The organism is Reichenbachiella sp., from assembly GCF_965223055.1.
Classification (GTDB): Bacteria; Bacteroidota; Bacteroidia; order Cytophagales; family Cyclobacteriaceae; genus Reichenbachiella.
In genome coordinates this window covers 311858-334323 of sequence record NZ_CBDCVM010000010.1, presented here as the reverse complement: position 1 = coordinate 334323, position 22466 = coordinate 311858, and the positions used below count along the sequence as shown (strand labels likewise).

General features: G+C 36.9%; 19 protein-coding genes. 10 read left to right on the top strand and 9 right to left on the bottom strand.

Annotation, left to right across the window (positions count from 1 at the left end):
• Positions 1 to 44 precede the first annotated feature (44 nt).
• The 4 genes from ACOQO5_RS09310 to ACOQO5_RS09295 all read right to left on the bottom strand — a co-directional run bounded on the left by ACOQO5_RS09310 (position 45) and on the right by ACOQO5_RS09295 (position 5385).
• Positions 45 to 725: an Ig-like domain-containing protein gene (locus ACOQO5_RS09310; protein ID WP_420581422.1), complete on the bottom strand. Its 681-nt coding sequence runs from the start codon at positions 723 to 725 to the stop codon at positions 45 to 47.
• A 50-nt stretch (positions 726 to 775) separates the two neighbouring features.
• Complete coding sequence (locus tag ACOQO5_RS09305; RefSeq protein WP_420581421.1) at positions 776 to 1564, bottom strand: hypothetical protein; 789 nt, start codon at positions 1562 to 1564, stop codon at positions 776 to 778.
• Positions 1565 to 1709: 145 nt separating this feature from the next.
• A complete protein-coding gene (locus ACOQO5_RS09300) occupies positions 1710 to 2846 on the bottom strand; it encodes a response regulator (protein ID WP_420581420.1) in 1137 nt (378 codons plus the stop codon).
• 1 nt (position 2847) lies between these two features.
• Positions 2848 to 5385: an ATP-binding protein gene (locus ACOQO5_RS09295; RefSeq protein ID WP_420581419.1), complete on the bottom strand. Its 2538-nt coding sequence runs from the start codon at positions 5383 to 5385 to the stop codon at positions 2848 to 2850.
• A 557-nt stretch (positions 5386 to 5942) separates the two neighbouring features.
• Between ACOQO5_RS09295 and ACOQO5_RS09290 the strand changes: the two genes are divergently transcribed.
• On the top strand, positions 5943 to 6470 hold the full coding sequence (locus tag ACOQO5_RS09290) for a hypothetical protein (protein WP_420581418.1): 528 nt from the start codon (positions 5943 to 5945) through the stop codon (positions 6468 to 6470).
• A 3-nt stretch (positions 6471 to 6473) separates the two neighbouring features.
• On the opposite strand, the gene ACOQO5_RS09285 is transcribed toward ACOQO5_RS09290, so the two are convergent.
• Positions 6474 to 6797: a hypothetical protein gene (locus ACOQO5_RS09285; protein ID WP_420581417.1), complete on the bottom strand. Its 324-nt coding sequence runs from the start codon at positions 6795 to 6797 to the stop codon at positions 6474 to 6476.
• Positions 6798 to 6844: 47 nt separating this feature from the next.
• Positions 6845 to 9268: a penicillin acylase family protein gene (locus ACOQO5_RS09280; RefSeq protein ID WP_420581416.1), complete on the bottom strand. Its 2424-nt coding sequence runs from the start codon at positions 9266 to 9268 to the stop codon at positions 6845 to 6847.
• Between the two features lie 179 nt (positions 9269 to 9447).
• On the opposite strand from ACOQO5_RS09280, the gene ACOQO5_RS09275 reads away from it, so the two are divergent.
• From ACOQO5_RS09275 to ACOQO5_RS09250, 6 genes are read left to right on the top strand one after another with little or no spacing between them, the layout of a single operon-like run.
• Positions 9448 to 10929: a phytoene desaturase family protein gene (locus ACOQO5_RS09275; protein WP_420581415.1), complete on the top strand. Its 1482-nt coding sequence runs from the start codon at positions 9448 to 9450 to the stop codon at positions 10927 to 10929.
• Entirely contained in the window at positions 10913 to 11749 is an 837-nt protein-coding gene (locus tag ACOQO5_RS09270; RefSeq protein WP_420581414.1) for a phytoene/squalene synthase family protein, read from the top strand. Before ACOQO5_RS09275 ends, ACOQO5_RS09270 begins: the two co-directional genes overlap by 17 nt.
• Positions 11746 to 12198: a hypothetical protein gene (locus tag ACOQO5_RS09265; RefSeq protein ID WP_420581413.1), complete on the top strand. Its 453-nt coding sequence runs from the start codon at positions 11746 to 11748 to the stop codon at positions 12196 to 12198. The genes ACOQO5_RS09270 and ACOQO5_RS09265 overlap by 4 nt, the downstream gene beginning before the upstream one ends.
• Positions 12199 to 12201: 3 nt before the next feature.
• Positions 12202 to 12723 carry an isopentenyl-diphosphate Delta-isomerase gene (idi, locus tag ACOQO5_RS09260; RefSeq protein WP_420581412.1) on the top strand — a complete coding sequence of 174 codons (522 nt, stop codon included), beginning with the start codon at positions 12202 to 12204 and terminating at the stop codon, positions 12721 to 12723.
• Positions 12713 to 13177 (top strand): carotene hydroxylase, encoded by a 465-nt coding sequence (locus tag ACOQO5_RS09255; protein WP_420581411.1) that lies wholly within the window; start codon positions 12713 to 12715, stop codon positions 13175 to 13177. Before idi ends, ACOQO5_RS09255 begins: the two co-directional genes overlap by 11 nt.
• Complete coding sequence (locus tag ACOQO5_RS09250) at positions 13178 to 13885, top strand: lycopene cyclase domain-containing protein (protein WP_420581410.1); 708 nt, start codon at positions 13178 to 13180, stop codon at positions 13883 to 13885. It abuts the gene before it with no gap.
• On the opposite strand, the gene pafA is transcribed toward ACOQO5_RS09250, so the two are convergent.
• Positions 13858 to 15492 carry an alkaline phosphatase PafA gene (gene pafA / locus ACOQO5_RS09245; RefSeq protein WP_420581409.1) on the bottom strand — a complete coding sequence of 545 codons (1635 nt, stop codon included), beginning with the start codon at positions 15490 to 15492 and terminating at the stop codon, positions 13858 to 13860. The two genes, ACOQO5_RS09250 and pafA, sit on opposite strands and share 28 nt — an antisense overlap.
• Before the next feature lie 113 nt (positions 15493 to 15605).
• Here pafA and ACOQO5_RS09240 point away from each other — a divergent pair, with 113 nt between their 5' ends.
• The 3 genes from ACOQO5_RS09240 (at position 15606) to ACOQO5_RS09230 (ending at position 20353) form a co-directional block, all read left to right on the top strand.
• The gene (locus ACOQO5_RS09240) at positions 15606 to 17015 is read left to right on the top strand and encodes a CCA tRNA nucleotidyltransferase (RefSeq protein ID WP_420581408.1); all 1410 of its coding nucleotides are present in this window, start codon (positions 15606 to 15608) and stop codon (positions 17013 to 17015) included.
• Positions 17016 to 17053: 38 nt separating this feature from the next.
• The gene (locus tag ACOQO5_RS09235; RefSeq protein WP_420581407.1) at positions 17054 to 17758 is read left to right on the top strand and encodes a tetratricopeptide repeat protein; all 705 of its coding nucleotides are present in this window, start codon (positions 17054 to 17056) and stop codon (positions 17756 to 17758) included.
• 210 nt (positions 17759 to 17968) lie between these two features.
• Complete coding sequence (locus tag ACOQO5_RS09230; protein ID WP_420581406.1) at positions 17969 to 20353, top strand: ABC transporter permease; 2385 nt, start codon at positions 17969 to 17971, stop codon at positions 20351 to 20353.
• A 48-nt stretch (positions 20354 to 20401) separates the two neighbouring features.
• Here ACOQO5_RS09230 and ACOQO5_RS09225 read toward each other — a convergent pair whose 3' ends face one another.
• Together ACOQO5_RS09225 and ACOQO5_RS09220 are read right to left on the bottom strand one after the other, a co-directional pair.
• Positions 20402 to 21628: a hypothetical protein gene (locus ACOQO5_RS09225; RefSeq protein ID WP_420581405.1), complete on the bottom strand. Its 1227-nt coding sequence runs from the start codon at positions 21626 to 21628 to the stop codon at positions 20402 to 20404.
• 2 nt (positions 21629 to 21630) lie between these two features.
• On the bottom strand, positions 21631 to 22416 hold the full coding sequence (locus ACOQO5_RS09220) for an outer membrane lipoprotein-sorting protein (protein ID WP_420581404.1): 786 nt from the start codon (positions 22414 to 22416) through the stop codon (positions 21631 to 21633).
• Positions 22417 to 22466 lie beyond the last annotated feature (50 nt).

Below are 22466 nucleotides of genomic sequence, written 5' to 3'. Positions count from 1 at the left end.
AATGATAATGTACATGTGAATTTCAAAAATCTCATAAGTTAAGTTTAGTCTAGGATTTCACCATGGCCAACTTTTACGTTGAATGGCTTACAAAAATATAAGAGATAGGCGTAGGTATCCACCGTTAAGTCATCTTGGGTAACATTATAATTATGTGCTCCTGAAAAAACAGTCACTTCACCAATTTCAAGTGCACCACTTACTGTGCTCGGATTGTTTGAAAGATAGACATACAATCCAGGCAATGCTTCAGACGCTACATAATTGTCAGCTATCAAAATCTCTACGCCCCCGGCAATATTATTTATTGAAAAGTCTCCACTTAATTCATAGCTACTTGTAGTGGTAATCGTCCCAGACTTGTCGCTAGAAGAAACGACCATTGTTTCATCAGCTGCTTCAACAGTGATCTTATCCATGACTTCATCATTTTCTACTAGCACAACTTTAATTTCTGATTGCCCTTTTTCCAAGGCCATTAGTGCTCCAGTATTATCTATTTCCAATATTGAAACTTCGCTACTTTCCCAACGCACTTCTGTATTTTCTGGTAGCCCCACATTGTTCAAATATCTATACATAAGATCATAAGACTCGCCAACTTTGAGACTCATAATAGGATTCGTAATTTCAATTTTAGCAGGAACAAAGTCATCGATAACATCAGTACCAACGCAGCTGCTTGATAGTACAATGATTAGTAAATAGATTGATAATGGTTTCATAGAAAATAAAAACAAATCAAATGACAAAAAGTTCCTAGAAACTGGGAAAGCTAATCTTCTTGGAAATGATGGCGTTGAAATATATTACCAGGTGTAACTTTAAAATTAGAAACCCCTCTTACATTTTTGCATTTGACTTCCAAATCATCAAATCCAAAAACATAAACGTTCATTTCTACATTGAGATTGACATTATGAGTAAAAGCTTTTTTCAATAAGCCCCAATGACTTTTAAAGTCTTCTTTTTCATGTTTCGTCATTTTTCCAACGCCTTCATGAATTGTATTAGTTGAAATGAAAGTCTCATCAAGCTCTAGTTGAACTTCTCCCATAGTTGAATTTGTTTCATCCAACGCCTGATCGTATATATGCTCGGCTAGTAAGGCATGATTTTTAATGGACAATAGACTTGACTTGATGGAGTCATTCTTGAAATTGTCATAGGGAAATTCCCTCTCAAGCCAAATATCACTCACTTCCAGTACAGAAAATAATATGGTATCATAAACAGCTAAACTATAGATACTGATCGGCACCAGAATCATGGTGAAATTTTGATGCTCAGTGAAGTGTTTTACATAAATATCCACATCGTCACCAATCTTGACGTCACTTCTTTTCAGATTGCTTGCCTCTCCAATTATGTGCCGCTCTTTTTCCAAAAATTGATTCAGGAATTGCTTTGAGTACGCTAGTTTATGTACAATTTCTTCAACTTTCTCGAGATGATTTTCTTGAATATAATCCTCCATGGATTCACCCACTTCAGCATATTTATGCTGCCCAATCACACTAAAACTGAAAATGCAACACCCAATAAGACAATATAATAGTCGCATGCTCATCTATCAAGTTGTTTGCAATTCTTATGTATCAAGTATAAATGAAACTTGAAAAAGTGTTTTTGAAAATTAACAAAAGATTCTATCCTCAAATAAAGGAATAACGAATATACCTTAATGATGGTTTGATCTGTGTTCTTGACTAAACTATTTTCAGTGCTAGCATGCACTTCGTATTATCACCGCTTAGTTTTTCGTCAATTTGAGTCGCTTGATTCTTAAGGGATTCTTTGGAATAACCTTTAAGCATTTGTAAGAAGTTTTTTCCTTCTACCTTAGGATCGTCGGATGGTATTATTTGATTCACCATTTCCTTAGAAATCATATAAATCGTAGATACATTCTCAAATGCTTTTTGTTCTATATTCCCGTCAAAATCATTCAGGTCAATGGCTTCACTCGCTCCTTTTACAGATTTAAGTCCACCACTATCCTGTGAGCAATATATATCCTGATTGGCACCAGAATACGCTATTTTTTTAGTTTTATTATCCACAAGCACCACTGCTATATCAATCGATCCAATATCTCCGTGTGCTCCGAATCTTGATTTGATTTTTGAAGCTAAGTTTTTTATGATTTCTGTGGCCTTAAAAACACCATCCTTATATACAATCTCCGTAAGACTCATATTTATATAAGAATTCAAGGCAATAGCGTTCATTTTTGAATTTGCACCATTATAGAAGGCTGCAATTGATTTGTCACCGGTACTCCCAAACCAATACCCATGCTTATTTGATTTGTTCTTATCATAGATAGCAAACCCATCTTTGAATATTTTCTTGAGGTTTCCTTCATCTGGAAGAAAGGAATAAGCCAAATCTGCGGCATCTACCACATCTTTACTGGACTTGGATTTATCCTCCTGATCTTTTTTTTCAAGTGCCTTATCAAACTCAACCTTTAATTGGTCTCTGTCCCAAGGTTTTACCAAATATTTATCTAACCCAAATTCATTTACAGCTCTTATGATAGCACCAATATCACTGAAACCAGTCATTATCATTCGAACAATACTAGGATGTTTTGGAACTATTTTTGCCAATAAATCCACACCTGACATTCTAGGCATTTGTTGATCAGTAATGATCAAATCAACTTTTTTATTATTTAAAATTTCAAGCGCATCAAAACCATTCAATGCAGTAAAAACATTGTAATCTCTTTTGAATGCATGTTGAAAAATTCTAAGATTCACAGGCTCATCGTCCACATACAAAATACTGTACTTTTTTACGCTTTCCTTGCGCTGTGGACGTTGTAATACTAATTCCATACTAACCTAATTTCAAGTTTTCTTCTTCTTCTAAGATTTTATCGTCTACTTCTAACTTCTTGGGAAGATTAATTATAAAAGTGGTTCCCACACCCATCTTACTCTCTACCCTAATAGTTCCTCTATGTTTCTCAATGATACCATGAGAAATAGATAATCCTAACCCAGTTCCTTTACCTATTTCTTTAGTAGTAAAGAATGGGTCAAATATTTTATCCTTAACGTCATCAGGCATGCCTGTACCATTATCAGATATTCTAATTTCAATAGAATCATCATTCAAATTAATGGTCTTTATTTTTATTTCTCCAGTTTCATCGATGGCATCGATGGCGTTATTAATCAAATTCACAAAGACCTGATTTAATTGTCCTGGGAAACATTGAATTGGCTTCAACGTTTCATCCATTTCCTTAACTATTTCAGTCTTGTTTTTGTATTTGTTTTTCAATATCAGTAGTGCGGAATCAAAGCTCTCGTTGATATCAGTTTCTTTAACCTCTGCTTCATCATGCCTTGAGAAACTTCGCAGTCCGTTCACAATTTCAGTGATCCTTACAATTCCATAGCGGACATCATCAAGAAGCTCTTTACTCGAGTCACTCAACTCGCCCAATACGTCTTCGTCTTCTTCTAATACCGCAGCGTATTTTTTAATCTCTTCAAAAGAATCCAGACTCAATACTTTTTGATAGTTTTCTATGAAACTTTCTATTTCACCGAAATTCTTGGTTAGGGACTGCACACCACTAGAAACAAAATTAATAGGATTGTTTATTTCATGTGCAATTCCTGCGGTCAACAAACCAAGAGAAGACATTTTTTCTGCCTGAACCAGATGAACCTGAGTATTCTTTAAATCAAGATTAGTTTTTTCTAATTGCTCTTTGATTGCCTGTTCTTTTTTGAGGAGAACCTTTAGGTTGACATGAGCCTTTTTAAGCTTGTTATTCATGGCCAACATGGCCTCTGAGCTTTTCTTGAGTTGAATATTTCTATTAAGAATAGTTTTTTGCTGTTCAGCAAGATTTTGATTCTGCTCTCTAATGGTCTTACTATTATTATAAGTACGAAAAAAGGCTACCCCAAGAATAGCCAAAATAATAACCGTTGCCCCAATAGCCATGAAATAGAGCATTCTTGCCTGACGGTCGCTTTCAATTTTTTGAGCTTGCAATTCAGTTTGCTGTCGAAGAATCTCCCGTTCTTTTTCTATTAATTCCAGCCTTTTCTCTCTCTCTTCCTCACTTAATTTTTGTAATTCAGCATCTAATTGCAGTTTCTCCAATTCAGCTTCACGACTACTAGCCTCCACTGTTTTTTCTGTGAGTAGCAATTCCTGCTTTGCTCTTTCTGCTTCCAAACGTTTCGCTTGGAGCTCTTGTGCTTGAAGCTTCGCTTGCTGTTCGATAAGCTCAATGTCTTTTAGTTTTTGCTGTGCCTGCAAGCGTTCTCTCTCTTGAGCCAATTTACGATTTTCACTTGTAGAAATGCGAGCTCTTGCTTCTTGCTCATAGCTCTCAGCTAGGTTCTCCTTTGCACTAGACAATTTGCTCCTGTATTTATCTGGATCTCCAATTTGCAACCTTACAGCCTCATACATAGACTTATATTTTGCTTCCTGATCGTCATTTCCTTTTTCCTGATTAACCAGCGCTAACATTCTATACGTATTCAGAAGAGTAGTTCTAATGTTTCTCTCGATCCCTATGTCTTCAGCTTTATTCAAATTATTTGCCGCTACTCTCAAATCTCCTCGGTTTATAGCTAATTCAGCCATTTGATTGTAGTTGCGAGCCATCCCTTCTGAATTTCTTTTCTTTTCATTCGACTCTAAGGCTCTTTCAAAATTCTCAATTGCTTTGTTATAATTCTCATTGGCAGCATATGCTTTTGCCAATGTTTCTAATGACATTGTATTCAGACCATCAACATCCACTGATATATTGGCAAATTTCAGCGCATTCTTATTGTCACCTGTCTTAATAAATTGAAGTGCTAAGTTTCTTGTCGTATTAGACAGTTCTGTGTTATTTCCTTTGTCCTTTATTCTTTCATAATACGACAATCCATATTTCGTCGATTGAGCAGCGTTATTGATTTTAATATTATCTAGAAAAAGCTGCTTCTGTGCTGAACTTATGTATGAATATAAACTTTCGTTAATTGCGAGATTATGTAAAGTCTCAAAAGTCTTAATAGACTTATCAAATTGATTGGAGTTACTATAATTATAGCCAAGTGCTTGAATCGCACTTGCTTTATCCCTCTTCTTTCCTAACTTTTCAAAATTAGCGATTGCTCTTTGATAGTAATCACTCGCCTTTTCATAGGCTCCCATTCTCGAATAAGTATTTGCTAGTGCTAAATTGCCTTTACCCAAGTTTGCTTGATCAACTTGGCGTTCGGCCGCTAAAATTATTGCGAGATATGAAGATACTGCATTTTTATAGTCTTTCTTGGAAAGATATATGTCACCAATAACTTCTCTAAACTGAATGATTAATTCTTGGTTACCTAAGGCTTCTGCTTGATCCAATCCAAGAAGGGCATGTCCTATTGCGCCTTCCAAATTTCCTCTTTTCTTATTGTAATTTGTTTTTTCTAGAAGGGATACGGCCTCGTTGTAACTTGCCTCTTGGGCAATTACAGTAAACTGGCAACACATGATAAGTATCACAAAAATGACCGCCGTAAATCTCATAACCTAGTTTGCTTCGTTACTCTAACTAAGAGCTAATCTTTTGGATCGTTAAAAATCTAACCTAAATATCAATTTTCCAATATAAGGCCAACTTCTATTGACTATACAAGTATGATCTTTTTACCGACATTTCAAAAAGATTATGGACAATATATAACCAATATTCGACCAATTCAACAAATCCTTCTATGAATAAACGGAAGATTTTGGAATGTTTAAATATTCGAATATTTACTTAAACATAATAACTTGTACTATTCCAATATGAAATTTTATCTCTTCTACAAGTGAACAGACCTTAATCCATAACCTAAATTTTGAATATCTCAAATTCATTTTTGATTTCCAGAAAAATTCGAGTTATGTTTAATACTCATTCTTAACCAAACACTATGAAACGCTTATTTATTCTTTCTTTCTTATTAATAGGAACGAGCTTTACGACACAAGCCCAAGATGAAACTGAAAACATCACGACTATTATAGATGACCTCACAGCAAAATGGGATGCGGAAGCCATTAATTTAGGAAAGTATGAAGGTCTAGCACAATATTGTACTAATCGAAGTTATCGTGTAGAAATGGTAAGACTGCTCAATAAGATTCATCACTATGATACGGTTTTATACAAAACAGTAAAAGCAAAGTTTGACGAAAACAGTGATGCTGAAGCAAAGGCGACATTAAGTGACATTGAACATGTTGAAGAAAAATACACAACGAAAAACTTCTTAGACTTTCTACATAAGGAGTGTAATCAATTCAATGATGTTGAAAGAAACTATGGGAAAAAAGGTGGCAATAAATACGAAAAAGAAACAGCCTCTCTGGAAAAAGAAGCAGGAAAATACATACAAGTAATTACACAACGAATAGATCTAATTGATGAACATGTCCATCACCTAGAAGGTCTTGACTAATCTCTAATTGTAAAAACTCTTTTCTTTTTTTCTAATAAAAATTTGACGAAAGCTATTACCGCTAAATGCGCCCAATGCTCCAGCTAAACCGCCAATAATTGCGGTAATAATAATAAGCATATTCACATCGTCTACTGGAAAGAGTTCAATCATTTTATTTGACATGATTGATTTGGTTTCTACATCTATCTTCCATGCTAGGACCATCCAAATCAAACCAACACCCATAAACCCACTTAAAATCGCATTAAAATTATTTCCAGGTAAAAAAAATGCGACTAAAGCAGCTGCAGTTATGGCAGACCACCAAGGGGCAATCAAGCCCATTAGATAAGTCAATGTTGAAATTATTATTAATCTTAGAATAAAAAGCATTAGTTCTCTGGATCAATGGTTTGTGAAAAAATAACTCGTTCGCTCTCCTCTGACGAAGAGTATAAAAACAATAATGGAATGTAATTCTTAGAAGCCCAATCTTCAATCATATGACCATAGGTAGGATTTCCTGGATTACCACTTTGACTACCAGGGTATATCCCCCATGCTTTAGGCCCTTGAGTATCTAGCTCCACTACCATACGCCAACTAGGTCCATGACGTCCGCTGGCTGCATTAACAATATTTTTATAGCCACCAATTTTCACCTGTTCAAAGGAGAATGGCTCAAGCCCTAAAAGGTGCTTGATCCTTGTGTTTTTATACAAAAACCAAGCATACTCTGTATCATTGTCTTCTTCCCATTTTTGAAGCTTACCCATAGTAGACTCAAAAGAATAATTTACCAGATCTGCCAATGACTCTACTTTTGGAGTAGAAAGAATATCAAAATATTTACTTGATGAATCATTATCCATTATATGGATAGTATTAAAAACATGAGGTTTACTCAATTTGAGATCACTCTCATCAAATTCATCCCACACCAAATTATACAGCTCATCCCACCACACTTGATACACTGTAGGCGCGATCCAATCTGGCTCTGCAAAATAATCCCACTGCTTGAGCAGATGATAAATCTTTTCTTTATCAGCACCCATGTTCGTTGTATCCAAATATTCCAACATCATAGGCAAGCTTTCTGAAGCTCTATAGTTGTAATTGTCGTTCTGCAATCCAATCATATCCTTGACTGTGACTCGATTTAGAATATCCAAGCGTTCGTTTATTCTTCTATTTCTATAAAACTCATAATTATAATCATAAGCATAATAAGGATAAGTAGAATCCACTGGGTGCTGATTGGCAGAACTTACAAAACCTCGTTCTGGGTTCTTTACCGTTGCATTGTGTTCGTAGGGAATAACAGAAAGCCATTCTTGCCTGGAGTCCCTTCCATCCAATAGGAACTTACCTTGCCCCTGCCATTTCTTAGGAAATTTACCTTGTATGGTAAGCGCTATGTCTCCATTAGCGCTGGCAAAAGCAAAGTTTTGTGGCGGCCCAGTATAATATTTAAAAGCACTCAAGAACTCATCAAAGTTTTTGGCTCGATTTACCTCGTACAAGGTTTTCAATTCTCGGGATCCTTCATGGGCGGTCCACTTCATAGCCAGGTTAACTTTATTACTGTCACCCAGAAAATTTCTATCATAAGTCAACGGACCATAATGAGTATATACTATAGTATCGTAAAAATCCTCACTTGCTCTTACTTCGAAGCGCTCAACGACTTTTTCTGTTTTTAACCATTTGTCATCATATTGATATTCTTCTCTTTTCTCATTTCTGAAATTGATGTTATACCAATCCACCACATCTCGTTTGGCGTTGGTAAGTCCCCAAGCAATAGAATCATTAAATCCGATCACAACATTAGGCGCCCCAGGTAATGATGCTCCCATTGTGTTAATACCTGGAGCATTCAATTGAACCACATACCAAATAGAGGGTAGATTCAGGCTTAAATCAGGTTCATTAGCCAGGAGTACTTTTCCATTCGCGGTGCGCTCAGCCGAAACTACAAAATTATTGGAACCATTCCGTGGATCGGGTTTTTCGATAGTCTCAGAAGTAAAGACCTGCGGAAAATTTACTTGGGGTGATTCTATTGGGGTGGAATCAAAGCCCCAGTCAGTACCTGTTGGAATCACAGGATCGATGTCTGTATAAGATTCTGGAAATAGTTTATTAAAATCTTCTAACCCAAAGACCTTCAAAGCATTTGTATTTTCCAGATCATTTTCTCCCCTCGACAACATATCAGCCATGTTCTTCAGCAACAACATAACTTTCAAGTTGGTCCATGGCTCAGGCGTATAATCTAACAGCTTATATTCAATTGGATAATCCGCATAATCAAGTTGATCAATCAAATAGTTGATTCCATCGGTATATCCCTGAATCATATTCATGATTTCAGGATCTTTTTGTGCAGCTTCAAGAGATCTCTTTGCACCATAGGACAATCCTTTTCGTCTCTGTACTCTATCAAATTTCAACTGGCCTTGACCAATAATTTCAGCTGTTCGACCAGCGGCAGCCAATACCTGAAATTCCATTTGCCATAAACGGTGGAAGGCAGTCACGTATCCTTGTGCGAAGTAGAGGTCATAATCATTTTGAGCGAAAATGTGCGGAATGTAACTATCGTCAAATTTGATAATAACCGGATGGCCAAGTTGATCAGACTCAAGGGACGCAGGTATACTCAGTCCTTCGGCTTCACCATTTTGCCAAAAGCCTGTAAATGGACTTAGAAAACTACCCAGAGGAGGAACTTTACCTTGCTTAAAATTGAGATAGAAAATGAAGGTCAGTGTTAGACCAAAAGCAAAAATGAATCTGATGAGTTTCATACAATCGAAAAACTAAGAATAGCTGGACTGAAAAAGTCACTAATATATAACACAATAGAGAAGCAAGCAACAAATTATTTGACCACGCAGCTACCTTTAAAATATTCATTCTCTAAATAGTGTTATTAATTTTTGTCTAACTTTTTTAATTATTAGTTAAACATATATACTTTTACAGCATGAGACAAGCTTCAGTAATAGGTAGTGGTATCAGTGGTCTAGCCGCTGCAGCTAGTTTAGCTCAGCATAACACATCGGTGGATGTATTTGACAATCAAGCATTTGCAGGAGGACGTTGCAGGCAATTCTCTCAAGATGGATTTTTGTTCGATATGGGTCCTAGTTGGTATTGGATGCCGGATGTCATGGAAAAGTTCTTCCATAGGTTTGGTCGTTCTACCAGTGATTTCTTTGAACTCAAACAACTAGACCCAGGTTTTCGTGTTTTTTTTGGAAAAGACGACTTTATAGATATTTCGGCTGAAGTTGAGAAACTTAAGGAGCTTTTTGAATCCATTGAATCTGGAGCGGGAAAAAAATTAAGTAAAGTTCTACAAGACTCAAAAATCAAATACGATGTAGGTGTAAACGACTTAGTGTATAAACCATCTGAATCTATATTTGAATACTTCTCTTTTTCACTTCTTATCAAGATGATGAAACTGGGAGCGACAAGATCTTTTCATAGTTATATAAGAAAGTATTTCAAAGATTCACGGCTCTTGGCATTAATGGAATTCCCAATTCTATTCCTTGGTGGCACTGCCAAATCTACACCTTCATTATATAGCCTTATGAACTATAGCTGCTTCTCTCAAGGTACTTATTACCCCATGGGTGGATTTAGCAAATTGTCGGAAGCTATGCATAAGCTTTGCGTGGAATTAGGTGTTCAATTTCATTTCAATGAGGAAGTTAACACTGTGGAACATTCGAATCAGTTAGTGAATTCAGTCAAAGGTAATTCAGTAGATGGCCTCATATCTTCAATAGATTATCATCATTTCGATGAACATATTTTAAAACAAGGTAGCAAGAATTACCCTTCCAGTTATTGGGATAAAAAGGTCCTCTCCCCTTCTGCACTAGTATTCTATCTTGGCGTCAAAGGAAAAGTGAAAAATTTAATTCATCATAACTTATTCTTTGATGAGTCATTTGATCAACATGCTGAAGAGATTTATACAAACCCTCAATGGCCTAATAAACCACTGTTCTACGTTTGTTGTCCCTCCAAAACAGATCCAACTGTAGCCCCAGCGTCAGATGAAAACCTATTTGTTTTAATGCCTCTAGCTCCTGGACTAGAGGATAATGAAGTGCTTAGAGAAAGATACTACTCCAAGCTAATAACAAGAATGGAACAATTAACAGGAGATAATATACAAGAACGGATTGTTGTTAAAAGATCATATTGTATTAATGACTTTAGAAAAGACTACAATTCATATAAGGGCAATGCTTATGGCTTAGCCAATACGCTGAGGCAAACCGCCTTTATGCGTCCTAAAATGAGAAACAAAAAGCTTAAAAATTTATTTTATTGTGGCCAACTAACTGTACCTGGACCTGGTGTTCCGCCGGCAATTATTTCAGGTCAAGTAGCTGCTGCTCAATTATTATCCTTCTTCAACAAGAACAGTTATGAAAAATATTTATGATGAAGTAGCAATAGCGTCCAACAAGCTGATCACGCATAGATATAGCACCAGTTTTTCGCTCGGTATATATTTTCTTGATTCTCGCATTCACAATGACATTTATGCCATCTATGGTTTTGTGCGTTTAGCGGATGAAATTGTAGATTCATTTCACGGGTTTGATCAGCACAGTATGATGAATCAGATCAGGCAAGAAACAGAATTAGCTGTCCGGAACAAGATTAGTATTAACCCGGTATTGCATGCATTTCAACTCACGGTCAATAAATATCAAATCGAATGGGAGTTGATAGACACATTTCTAAAAAGTATGGAAATGGATTTGACACAAGAGAGTCATGATCCAAAGTCATTTAATAGTTATGTCTTGGGTTCTGCAGAAGTAGTAGGTCTTATGTGTCTTCGCGTATTTACTAACAACAATGATAATCAATACCAAGACTTGAAGGCATCGGCCATGAAACTTGGTTCTGCATTTCAAAAAGTTAATTTTTTACGTGATTTGAAGGACGATTTTGAAGGGTTAGGAAGAAGTTATTTTCCTGATATCGATCTCTCCAAATTTTCAAGAGAGGATAAAAAAAGAATTGAGAAAGATATCATTGATGATTTCGACAATGCATTGGTAGGAATTAAAAAACTACCCAAATGTGCCAAACTAGGCGTATATCTCGCTTATATATATTATCGTGCGTTATTCAACAAAATAGTAAGGTCTAGCCCAGGCAAAGTGATGAACGAACGCATAAGAATTCCGAATTATTTTAAATTTGGTTTGATGTTCGATTCTGTCATTAGATATAAACTAAATCTGATTTGAGTTTGCTCGCTGTTTTGTTGTTTTTTAGTTTCTCTGTTATAGATGAAATCCAATCTATAAGAGAGCAGTATTTAGAAGCTGCTTTGGACAAGGAAAAAATTGAACTTTTTAAAACATCTTGTTCTGAGACAACATCGAAGCATGCTTCTCTTGTAGGGTATTGTACAATGATTCACTTTTTAGAAGCAAAAAATGCTTTTAACCCATACAAAAAACTTTCATCATTTAATATGGGTAGAAAAACACTGGATAGCTTGATTCTCACAAATAACGAAAATATTGAGTTGAGATATCTTCGACATTCCATTCAGGACCGAGTTCCCGGATTTTTGGGTTACAACAATGAACTAGAGGATGATAAGAATTTTATGAAGACAAAACTAATATACGTCTCCGATTCATCAACATATCAGCTAATTTACAATTACTTAAATATTGAAGACGAATAATATATGGAAGAGGTAGTACTGGTAGACGAATTGGATAATGAAATAGGAACTTCCGAAAAATTAGCTGCTCATAAAAATGGCCAGCTTCACAGAGCGTTTTCAATTTTCATTTTCAATACAAAAGGAGAAATGCTTTTGCAAAGAAGAACGCTAGACAAGTATCACTCAGGAGGCCTTTGGACCAATGCCTGTTGCAGCCATCCAAGACCAAAAGAAAAATCTCTTGATGCGGCTAATCGGAGACTTGCAGAGGAATTGGGCATGAAAACAGAACTCTCATTTCTTTTCTCTTTTTTGTACAAAGCAGATTTTGAAAATGGATTAATTGAACATGAATTAGACCACGTTTTTATAGGCACTTCTGATTTGCTACCTCAATTAAATCTTTCAGAAGCCATGGATTACAAGTACATTTCTCCAGCTTCATTGTTGGATGACATTCAAAAGCATCCAACTCAATACACTTATTGGTTTAAGAAAATAGTAGATAGAGTATTAGATAAATACATGAAAGATGTGGATTAGAAATATCATCATACTTCTTGCTACAGCTTGCTTTATGGAATTTGTAGCTTGGTTTACGCATAAGTATATCATGCATGGGTTTTTATGGTTTTTACACAGAGATCACCATGACAAAACATCCAAAGGATTTTTTGAGGACAATGATTTCTTCTTCCTTCTATTTGCAGTGCCTGGTATTTTGTTGATCTATTTTGGCAAAGACAATCCAGTAGAGGATATCAAACTTTGGATAGGACTTGGCATTACTCTTTATGGTTTTCTATACTTCTCAGTTCATGATATTTTTATTCATCAGCGATTTAAATGGTTAAGAAATACCAACAGCAAATACTTTAAAGCAATTAGAAAAGCACATAAAGTACATCATAAACATCTGACTAAAGAAGATGGTGAATGCTTTGGGATGCTAATTGTTCCCAAAAAATATTTTAAAGAACAGAATAAGGAAGCATAGATGAAAGCCTATACTTACCTACTCATTGATTTTTTTACTATCATTATTCCATTCCTATTTAGTTTCCATCCCAAACTAAAATTCAAGGATAAGTGGTCAGTCTTTTTTCCGGCCATGATTATTGTTGCCATTATTTTTCTGATCTGGGATATTTATTTCACTAAAATTGGAGTTTGGGGATTTAACCCTGATTATCTGACAGGTGTTTACATATTGAATCTGCCGCTAGAAGAGATTCTATTTTTCATCTGTATTCCATACGCTTGTGTCTTTACTTATCACTGTTTTGGAGTGCTCGGCATACAGCCTTTCACGAGGCAAACCGGAAAATGGATTAGTCTAGCACTTACCATTGGATTAGGCATCTTATTAGTTATCCGTTTTGGAAATCTATATACGACGAGCACTTTTGCTCTACTACTATCTACGATTGTTTGCTTGGAATGGGTCAAAAAAATAAACCTTTCACCTTTCTATTTTTCGTATATGATATTGTTGATTCCATTTGCTATGACAAATGGAATTCTCACCGGTTCATTCATACCCAATGAAGTCGTTTGGTACAATGATGACGAGAATATGGGGTTTAGACTAGGCACAATACCAATAGAAGACATCTTTTATGGTATGCTTCTTATCCTTTGGAATATTCAACTCATGGAGTACCTTGAAAGAAGGGTTTATTCAAAAAGCTCTACCGCAGGATGACCCGTACAGCCCGAAGGAAATTTGATATTTATCAATGTGCTAATTGTCGGTGCAATATCAGTAATTGGGTGGTAGTTAACTGTACTTCCATTTTTGATTCCCCATCCATAAAATAACATAGGCACATGCGTGTCATACGAATAGCCAGCACCATGGTTAGTACCTTTATGATACAGATTGTAGTCACTTAGCCAACCGGGCAACAAGGTGTAAACTACATCACCACTAGCTTTACTATTGATCCCAGCTGAGAGCATAGCGACATCTAAATTTGTACCATTATACTGCTCTATTTCTCGAGAATCATAGGCTGAACTTATGCCTTCCAATTCAAGCAATAATTCAATGATGTACTTTTTCACCTCAGTGATATCAATATTTTTTTCTCTCAATAGACTATGATTTAAAAATACTTGACGGTTGGTGATACTTTCAATAATTCCAGTCGCTAAAAATTTTTCATCAACTGCTTTTTTCAAAAAGGGTTGATACTCTTTATTGTTAAAATAATCTACCCTTTGATTTTGCTCGTTGAGATATTTTGGCAATTCCGCTATGGCATGATCCGCCGTCAAAAATACCGTCCACTCCCCTTCTCCCACTTGATTATCCAAATAATCAAATAGCCTTTCCAAGTCTTTATCCAGTCTTATATAAGTGTCTTGAATTTCCTTTGAGTAAGGTCCAAATTCATGCCCGATTTTATCTGTAGACGAAAAACTAATCGCCAAAAAATCAGTAAAATCATCCGTTCCCAATTGTTCATTTTCAATAGCCAACTCAGCAAAGTCAACTAAAATTGTATTTCCAAATGGCGTATACATCAAAGTATTATGCACACCGAAAGTTTTCCCTATCGCCTTCAAATCATAAGGGAATGTAGGACTCAAATCCATAAAAAATGCATTCTCATAATCTCTATTGTCACGAGCGGATTCAACATAAGTGTTCATGTCTTTTAAAGTCGTCCACTTTCCTTTGGTGTATAGAGTTGAGAGTTTTTTCGCATTGAATTTCTTCACCCAATCAGGTAAATCGTCCGTATAAAATGTACTCGTAATGAAATTTCCAGAATTTTCGTCAAACCAATAAGCGCCATCCGGATTATGACCTGCAGGCAGTATCGAACCTCTGTCCTTCAGAGATATACCAACTACTTTTGATTTGTTTTGAGAATGAATCTTCAACTCATCTGTAATCGTACTACTCAATAAATTTCGAGGAGACCGCTGACCTATTTTACCTGTCCCGCCTACGCCAGTCACATCCAAATCCTCTACACAGTAGATCATTTTTTTCTGTCCTTTCTCGTACCAATCATTGGCTATTACACCATGTACTCGTGGCGTCGTGCCAGTATACACAGAAGCATGACCAGGGCCAGTCTTTGTTGGGATGTAATTGAAATGGGCATTTTTAAAAGAGAATCCTTCAGTAGTTAAACGCTTAAAACCACCATTTCCATAGTGATTTGAAAACCGATTAAGAAATTCATACCTCATTTGGTCCACTACAATACCGACCACCAACTTGGGTTTATCGGAATTTTGTGCTGAAACAGAAAAATAAGATAGGGTAAGTAGAACTGTAAAAAGAAGGTTTCTCATTATACCGGTTTATATATGCTTTATTTGCAGACTCGAAATTAATTCAACAATGACAAAACGTATTATCTCATTATTAAGAAATTAAAATTAATTTTGAAGCAAAGCTTTACGCATTGAATTTAAAATCACACCTCTTACCAGAAGTAGTCTTCTCCACGGTAGCCAAGTGCGCCACTAAAATCAACCTTGATGCCTACGTAATCGGTGGGTTTGTACGCGACATCATTCTCAAAAGATCATCCAAAGATATAGATTTTGTAACTGTTGGTAGCGGTATTAGTCTAGCTAAAAAAGTAGCGCAAGAATTAAAGTGTAAGAACCTATCTGTATTCAAGAATTTTGGTACAGCAATGGTGAAATATAAAGCACACGAACTTGAATTTGTAGGCGCTCGAAAAGAATCCTATCAAAGGGATTCCAGAAAACCTATAGTGGAAGATGGCACGCTTGAGGATGATCAGAATCGAAGAGATTTCACTATCAATGCGCTGGCGATCAAGCTCACTGCTGATGGCTATGGAGAACTGGTCGATCCTTTTGATGGTGTAAATGATTTGAAAAAGAAGATCATTCGCACGCCACTAGATCCTTCCATTACATTCTCAGATGATCCTTTGCGAATGATGCGGGCCATTCGATTTGCTAGCCAGCTTAACTTTGATATTGAGGCAGATACCTTCGATTCAATAATCAAACAAGCAGACCGCATAAAGATTGTATCTCAAGAAAGAATCATAGATGAACTTAACAAAATCATCTTATCTCCCGTCCCGAGTTATGGATTTAAGTTACTTTTTCAAAGCGGATTACTCCAGTATATTTTTCCAGAGATGATAGACCTGCACGGTGTAGAAACCCGGGATGGTAAATCTCATAAGGACAACTTCTATCATACACTGCAAGTTTTGGATAACATTTCAGAAAACACAAATTACTTGTATTTACGTTGGGCCGCTATATTACACGATATAGCTAAGCCTCCAACCAAAAGGTTTCACAAAAAAGCCGGCTGGACATTTCACGGTCATGAAGACAAAGGCGCTCGAATGGTTCCGGGCATCTTCAAGCGTATGAAGTTGCCAATGAATGACAAAATGAAGTATGTTCAAAAGTTGGTAAAATTACATTTGAGACCAATCGCACTTGTACGAGATGAAATTACGGACTCTGCCATAAGAAGATTACTTTTCGAAGCTGGAGATGATGTAGATGACTTGATGACACTTTGCAATGCTGACATCACTACCAAGAACCCGAATAAAGTCAAACGGTATTTGACCAACTTTAAGAAAGTAAAACAAAAGCTCGTTGAACTGGAAAAAAGGGATCAGCTTCGAAACTTTCAACCACCTATTACGGGGGAAGAGATTATGAAACGGTACAATTTACAGCCGTCAAGGATCGTTGGGGAAATAAAGAATGAAATTAGGGAAGCTATTCTAGAAGGAAAAATAGAAAACAACAAAGCGCAAGCAGAAATACTCATGCAAGAAATCGCTAGAGCAAGAGGATTGGAAAATTGAGCCTAAGCCAGTAGCTTGCACTCTTTCAAAAAATAATTATGAAGAAAATACTATTTGTTTTGGTTGTATGGGGAGGAATTCTTCAAAGCAACAACGTATCTGCTCAATCTGCGGACTCACTCAGTTTCATAGATATAGATATTCAAAAGAACGCAGCAATTTATCAGCTAGCTATGCAATTCAACGACCCACCGGTGGCTAGAATGGCACTATACAATTTACTGTTTTATAGCAACAATCAATCTGCCGTTCTGGATTCATTAGCCTATATGTATTATGACATGAATCAAATGCCATCTGTAGCATTGGTAACAAGAGAGAATCTTAAAATGAATCCCGACAATCAGGTAGCACTGGAGTTAGGTGCTATCGCTTTCAGTCAGCTAGGTGCTAAAGATCAAGCATTGGAGAATTATGAAAAGCTCTTTCTGAAAAACAACAACAGTCGCACTTTATATCAGATTGCTTTTATGCAATATGAATTAAACAGATATACAGAATCAAGTACCTCAGTAGATATCCTTCTCAAAAGAACTGATATTGACGAAATAAAAATGAGGTTTTCTAAACTAGACCAAACTCAACAGGAAGTTTCTATGCGAGCAGCACTGCTTAATTTACAAGGATTGATCGCTCAAGGTAATGGTGATATTCAAAAAGCAAAAGAACTTTTTCTCGAGGCTTTAAAAGTTGCTCCTGGGTTTGAATTGGCTCAGGTGAATTTGAGCAAAGCAGGAAAATAGATTTCAAATCATTGAAATTCAAAGCCAATCTCAAGCGCTGAGATTGGCTTTTTTGTTGAACTGAACGCAACCGAACACTTGTTGTCTCATTGGCGAACAAAATAACACGAACAAAGAAGTCTTTCCAGTACGTAATTAGTTGATATAATGACAGTTACACTCATGGCATTCTTATTGAGAATAGCGTAGTTAGTAATAACAGAACAACTAATGATCAATAATTACCTCAAAACCGCCGTACGCTATCTCACCAGACAAAAGGGATATACTGCATTAAACATTATAGGACTCACTTTAGGCATTGCCTCCAGTTTAATCATTGTACTTTATCTATATAATGAGCTTAGCTATGATAAGCATCATGAAAAGGCCAACTTGATATACCGGATCGGTTCGGACATCAAGGAAACCGATAATGCATTTAGATGGTCATCAACTCAAAATCCATTAGGCCGAAAATTAGTATCGGAGTTTGCCGAAGTAGAACAATACGTTCGTTTCTCTAACAACGGTCGGACGGAATTCAAACTTGGCGACATCAGTTACTTTGAAGAGGACATTTTCAATGCGGACTCCACAGTCTTCGACGTCTTCACCTTTGATTTTATTTTAGGCAATAAAGAAACGGCTCTCGACGCTCCAAAATCTGTCGTTATCAATAAGACAATGGCAGACAAAATTTTCAAAGGTGCCAACCCAATTGGACAATCTGTTAGAATTGATGGCGGGGACCTGTTTCAAGTCACTGGCGTTTATAAAGACATGCCTAAAAATTCTCATCTGATTGCCAATGCTCTAATTTCAGTAGACAACAGGCCCAACATGGCCAATGACAATTGGGGAGGTTTCAATATATATACATACATATTGTTAAAGCCCACTGCCGATCCTAAAGTGCTGGAAGCTAAGCTTGACGAGGTCATTCAAGAGCACGTCGCACCAATTTTTGAAAGGTTCAATATTGAAATTAGATACGAGTTAATAAACATTAAGGACATCCATTTATACTCAGACTTCCAGGGCGAACCACAACCTTTGGGTGACATTACCTACATATACATCTTTTCGGCCGTGTGTGTGTTCATGGTGTTTATCGCTTGCATCAATTACATGAATTTAGCAACAGCTCGATCGGTAAAAAGAGCTACAGAGGTAGGGATCAGAAAAGTAATGGGAGCTGGTCGTCAGCTACTTATTGGTCAATTTCTAACGGAGTCTATTATCATTACCTTGAGTGCCTTTGCTCTCAGTTTGATAGTGGTACTGTTTTCCCTTCCTTTTATAAATAGTGCGCTTGATATATCGTTAGACATTTCCATGTTGAGTCAGCCAACGATACTGCTAGTCATTTTTAGTATATTGTTAATAGCTGGTATATTCGGTGGCAGCTACCCGGCTTTCTACCTATCAGCTTTTTTGCCTGCCGAGGTACTCAAAGGTGGTAAATCCAAACGTTCGGGCAATGTATTTCTACGCAAAACACTGGTCGTTATCCAGTTTTCCATTTCCATTTTCATGTTGGTAGGAACAGGGATCATATATGATCAGATGAGGTTTGTGAGTAACAAGGATCTGGGTTTCGATAAAGATCAAGTGATCAGTTTTAGTTTCACAGACGGAAGCCAAAGACAAAAATGGGATGTGCTCAAAAGCAACATGATGCAAGATCCCAATATAAAAGGAGCGGCTACAAGTAGCTCTATTCCTGGCAACGGATTTAGCAAAAATTTAATGCGCACTGAGTTGGAAGAAGGTGGTTTTGATGAGAAAGGAATCAATATGTATTCAGTGGACTATGACTACTTCCCTACTCTAAATATATCATTTGCAGAAGGACGAAATTTTTCAAGAGATTTCCCTACAGACACGGCCACTGCTGTGATTGTCAATGAAGCCATGGTAAAACGATTTAACTGGAGTGAACCCATAGGCAAAAGATTTCAATCCATGGGTGGCCCTGACACCACCACATATTTCAAAGTCATTGGAGTGGTCAGAGACTTTCACCAGCAATCACTCTATAACCCTATAGAAGCGCTCATGTTTTTTCCTAATACTAACAACGGAAATGCATTGGTGAAAATCGAAAGAAATCCTCAAGAGTCATTAGCCTCTATTAAGCAGAGTTGGCAGGAAGTGTTTCCAAACCTTCCTTTTGAATATACCTTTTTAGACGAAGATTTTCAGGAACAATATGAAACAGATCAGTTGAGAGGCAATCTATTTCTGGGTTTTTCGCTCATGACGATTATTATATCTTGTATGGGCTTGCTGGGGCTGGCATCATTCACCGCTGAACAGAGAACAAAGGAAATAAGTATTAGGAAAGTACTTGGAGCCAATGTTTCCGGATTGATCCGCTTGCTTGTCAAAGACTTTATTGTATTGGTTTGTATTGGGGCCATTCCAGCTTTTGCAGCTTCATGGTACTTTGCTCAAAACTGGCTTCAGAATTTTCAGTACAGTGTAGAAATCAATTACCTCATCTTCATTGGTGTTCTATTCATTGCAATGATTATTACTATACTATCCACAGGATTCTTTGCGCTTCGAGCTGCTACCTCGAATCCAGCAGAAAATCTGAAATACGAATAGAATTTTCTACAGTTGGGTTGACAAGCATTCAACCCAACTGTAGACATATTAAAAATACCACCCCAATTCAAACTTCAGGAAGTCATCCTGTCTGAACAGATAAATAAATTCTTCATCACTGACATTCTGAAACAATCTCATTTCCACGCTGGCTTTAAAAGAATCTCCAAAACGACGGTTGCCTTCCAAGCTAATCAGGCGTGTACTACGATTGATATCCAGAATAGTCCCAAACAAAAATTCGGTACTCTGCACATCATTGAACGCTAATCGACCGCCTAAAAACACATCACTCTGCAAACTATTCAAGGCGATGTCTCCTCGATCATCGTAAAGGTATTCAGCCAACAAACCCAAATCTATACCACTTCCTCCGATGTTTCCGAATGTATATTCAATCCCCACATCCATAGCCTTCATGTTTTGGATATCGCTTCTTCTGATAATTGATTCGAATTTCCAAAGTATTGGCCCTGTGGTGGCTTGAAGATCTAGCCCGGTCTGATGAATCACAGGATAAACACCTATTAGACTGCCATCATTTCCTATGCTTACGATAGGTTCCCTACCCGTACCATAAAAATGCGAAAGACCAATGTCAACCGGCCCAAAATAATGCGACCATCGAATGGCAAGATCAGGTCTTGATTCTTTCATTTCACTTTCAAAGGTCAATTCATTGGTTCGAATGGGTTCTGGTGTCCTGAGCCGTCCATTCACGCCAGGGAAACTTCTCTTTCGAAACCACGTCATCGCAAAAAGATCAAAGGTCCCGAAATTTGATAGATATGAATAATGAGCCATGAGCTGCCCCAGTTTTTGCTCACCATCGAATGTCTCAAGATTATCAGTCTGATTGATGATATCGACCAAATGAACAGCTTCTGTTACTCCCCAATAAATTTTCTTTAGTCCAACACTGAATTCCCAATTACTGCTAACCTTTTGAAAATACAGCTCTCTGATGTCCAAATGATTCCGATCAGCATCCGTAAAATCAACACGACCGAACCCTGTGAAATTCAATATATACTTTCCTCCCTGCCATTCCACATAGTATTCTGGCTGAATGCTTATGGCTGGGAAATGATCCTTCTGTCCCGGATACAACCCATCTTGCATAAAATATCTGTATTCAAAACTAAAGTTGCCTAAAAACTCGGTGTATACTTCTTCTGATTGGCCAACTACAGTCCTTGAGATTATAAGGAATACAGCGAGCACCATCGCTCGCTGTATAGTAAAAAACCAACCTAAACTACTCGTATTTTTCATGACTACCTACCTGCCCTGATCAGGCTGTTTTGAGAAAAGTCAGCTTCCGCCAACCCGATTTTGAATTGATAATCTTCAAAAGTTAATGTGGTTTCTTTTCCTGTTTGGTGATTCACCATTAAGAACTCACCTGCCCTCCAATGCTTACCCAAGTAAACTTTATAATTAGAGTAAGTCAGTGTTTTGAGCAATTTATTTTTACGATCATAAAATTCAACTTTTTCTTGTCTATAGTTTGATTTATTCAACCAAACCAATTGACGGGTATATCCAGATTTTGGGTCTACTGGATCCCTTTCGATTACATAAGAATCCTCACCATTGATGTTGTCATCTTTGATATACTTATAAGTGTATTTCTCTACCTCCTGAGAAGACAAGTCCTCATAGGCAAACTCACTCCCCATAAAAGGACCTGACTTATTATCTGATGAGATCCTTTTCACCCTTTTTATAGATGGTAGATACAACCATTGGTCATCAGAACCCTCCTTATGCGTATAGGTCAATGTAGAGGTGCCTTTTACATCTCTTGGACTATTGAACACAATGAGTGACTTATCACCATCTTCAATTAATTCAAGCGTCTGAGTGGAAAGAAATCTTGTGCTTTTCTGGCCATGTTTATTTTTTAATGTCATGGTCAGATTAACCTCTGAGCTTCCAAAACCTTCGTCATATTTAGAAGCATCTTGTGCAATTTTCAATCCTTTTTGTTCAGGTGTTTGCGCCCAGGCCATTGATCCTCCGATCAATAACAGTGCTATTGTTTTGATTGTTTTTTTCATAATTATGAGATTAGTTGGGATCAGACCATCATAGTCCGACCCCAGATTTT